The organism is Flexithrix dorotheae DSM 6795, assembly GCF_000379765.1.
In the GTDB taxonomy this organism is placed as follows: Bacteria; Bacteroidota; Bacteroidia; order Cytophagales; family Flammeovirgaceae; genus Flexithrix; species Flexithrix dorotheae.
Genome location: NZ_KB903515.1, coordinates 1 through 2,640, shown reverse-complemented (window position 1 = coordinate 2,640; position 2,640 = coordinate 1). Strand labels below are relative to the sequence as shown.

Here is a 2,640-nt window from a genome sequence, read left to right as displayed (position 1 = left end):
TTCGGTATGAACCTCACTGGCATAGAGAAAAAAGGTAGTCCGGATCATAAGTTCCAGTACAACGGTAAAGAAAAACAGGAAGACTTCGATTTGAACTGGTATGACTATGGTTGGAGAAATTACGATCCTGCTTTAGGTAGATGGCATGGAGTAGATGGAATGTCTGAGAAATATGTCTCTTATTCTCCTTACCACTATGCAGGTAACAATCCGATACGGAATTATGATATTGATGGGAATGAGTTTACTGAGTCTGGTAAGAAATGGGCTGAAAAAATTTGGGATTATGTAAAAAAACAAATGGATAAAAATAATGCCAAGATGTCAAAAAAAATGAATATGATAACTGCTGGCGTTAATAAGAAAGGTAAAATGTTGTCTTCAAAGAGGGTCGGTCGATTAGCTAATCAAATTTCAAAACTTCAGGATAAAAACGGACAATTAAATGCTGTAACGAATGAAATTATTGCTATGGATAATAGTGAGCAAGTTTATAATGTTATCGAATCGCCAAGTTTTAATGGAGACGAAAATTCACCAGATAAAGCAGCAGCAATGTACAATATGTATACAGGGGCTGTTGACATAATATTACCCGGATCATCAAAATTAAACTTAGCTGCTCATGAATATAAACATGCATTCCAATTTGAATCAGGATCGGCTAGTTTGACCGTTTATCCAGGAGGAAAAAATTTTAACACCCTTTCCCCTCTTCAATGGTTAGCGTATGATCAACAAGATGAAATAGAAGCCTATAAAAGACAAGGAATGTTTGGCTCTACACACTCAAGTTTACCTTCTGGGTACACAAACAGATCAATCAATGGAATTAACTTTCCTAAGTCTCAGAATACTATGCAACCGTACAGTAATAGTCCCCATGCTGTTCTACAAGAATTAGCAAATAAAGCAAGGCAAGCGTTTAGGTTAAATGGTACTACATATGCTCCAAAAAAGTAAAATGAAGGTTATATGTATTCTTTTATTGACAGTAGTTTTAGGTGGTTGCAGCCGATCTTTAACTGGAACTTATATATCTGTGACTTCTGATTTTTCTCATCAAATTGAATTTGATTTCAAGTCGGATTCCACTCTTGAAGTTAAAATTTGGTCAGATATTTTAGGAGAATTTAGTGTAATTGGGAAATGGTATAAAGTTAGAGATACTGTTTATACCCCCAACAGCATAGAGCAAGAAGAAAAATTCAGCTATTATTTTGAAAAAAATGGCGATGGTCAGAATTTTCAGATTGTTGTGTTAGATAAATCTGATAGTACAAGGCTCAATGCTGCTCTGATCTCCATCAATAATAGTTCAGATATATTGGAACCAGATGGGAATGGGGTCTATACAGCTCAAAATTTTAGCCCTCAGTCTATCAAATTAGTCAATATCAAATATATAGATCAGGAGAACAGCATAGTTGTAAATGATGTACAAAAAGGCTTTAATAAATTGATAGTATACTATGATTTTGAAAAATCAACTTTGGATTATACGTATAATCAGTCTTGGTTGTACAAATGGGGAAGGCTGTATTCTATAGATAGTGTTAGAACTGTATTGAAGAAGAAATAGGGCGGGAGCATCAAAAAGTGTGGGGCATTATGCCCCTTCAATGGATCAAGTCTTCCAAATCGCTAGTTCAAGAGTTAAGCGTAGCGGCTCTTGGACTTTGAAATTAATCGGAGAGCAAAAGCAGAAGTCTTCAAGACTTCGGAGGGTTAAGGAAGAATCCAATCCGTTTTTCAGCAGGTGGCAGGCTTTGAGCCTGTTATCTGCTGAAAAATGATCCAAACAAGCTTCGGGGGCTTATCAGGGCTACTCGGCTGCTTTGTACGGAAGGGGGTTGGGTGTTTAAAAAAGAAAGTTTACCAGATTAAATCCACCTGATATTTTTCAAAATTACCATCTATACTGATTAGAGGGAGGTTTTCCTGCATCGCCTGGGCGATGATTAACCTGTCAAAAGGGTCTTTGTGGTGAAAAGGCAGATTAATTAAAAGCTGGGTATGTTCCAGTTGAATCGGCAGGATTTTAAACCCATTACTATCGATCATCTCCTGCAATCGCTCAAAAGGCAGCTTCATCTTTAATTTATCGATACTGATTTTGATGGCAATTTCCCAAACCGAAACCATACTTAAATATGGGTCAGAAGCTGCCTCTATTTGTCTGCGGGCTTCCCGACTCAACAGCTTGTTACCCTCCACAAACCAGATAAAAGCATGGGTATCTACTAAAATTTGACTCACGGCATATAATCTTTAAAATCTTCTAACGGCTCATTAAAATCATCACTCATTTTAAAAACGCCTTTATAACTCCCAAAAACAGCTTTTTTCTGTGGGGATTGTTTTTTGGTTTGCTGCAATAAAAAATCTATAAAATTGGCAACCTCCTGTTTCCTGTTTTCAGGAAGTGCCATGAATTTATTTAAAATCAATTGTGTGTTCATCGTTTTAAAGGTTTAAATAGAATAAGCTAGTCGCGTTTTTGCATCTCTTAATAAGGCATTGAGTGTAAAAAGTAACCGATCTTTTTCTGTCTCAGGCAATTTTTGAATTGTCATGAGTTGTTCCAGTATTTGTCTGTCAATTTCCACATCTGTTTTGCCCACCAAATAATCCAGGGAT

The 2,640-nt window shown here is 36.5% G+C and carries 4 protein-coding genes; 2 read left to right on the top strand and 2 right to left on the bottom strand.

Annotated features, from left to right (window positions below):
- Together A3EM_RS45145 and A3EM_RS0139345 are read left to right on the top strand one after the other, a co-directional pair.
- Window positions 1–963: RHS repeat domain-containing protein (locus A3EM_RS45145; RefSeq protein WP_281169853.1), on the top strand; the 963-nt coding region annotated here is incomplete at its 5' end.
- 1 nt (window position 964) lies between these two features.
- Window positions 965–1,582: a hypothetical protein gene (locus A3EM_RS0139345; protein WP_157638304.1), complete on the top strand. Its 618-nt coding sequence runs from the start codon at window positions 965–967 to the stop codon at window positions 1,580–1,582.
- A gap of 293 nt (window positions 1,583–1,875) precedes the next feature.
- Here A3EM_RS0139345 and A3EM_RS0139340 read toward each other — a convergent pair whose 3' ends face one another.
- Both A3EM_RS0139340 and vapB read right to left on the bottom strand, forming a co-directional pair.
- A complete protein-coding gene (locus A3EM_RS0139340) occupies window positions 1,876–2,259 on the bottom strand; it encodes a type II toxin-antitoxin system VapC family toxin (protein WP_020533739.1) in 384 nt (127 codons plus the stop codon).
- The gene (gene vapB, locus A3EM_RS0139335) at window positions 2,256–2,462 is read right to left on the bottom strand and encodes a type II toxin-antitoxin system VapB family antitoxin (RefSeq protein WP_020533738.1); all 207 of its coding nucleotides are present in this window, start codon (window positions 2,460–2,462) and stop codon (window positions 2,256–2,258) included. The genes A3EM_RS0139340 and vapB overlap by 4 nt, the downstream gene beginning before the upstream one ends.
- Between the last annotated feature and the right edge of the window lie 178 nt (window positions 2,463–2,640).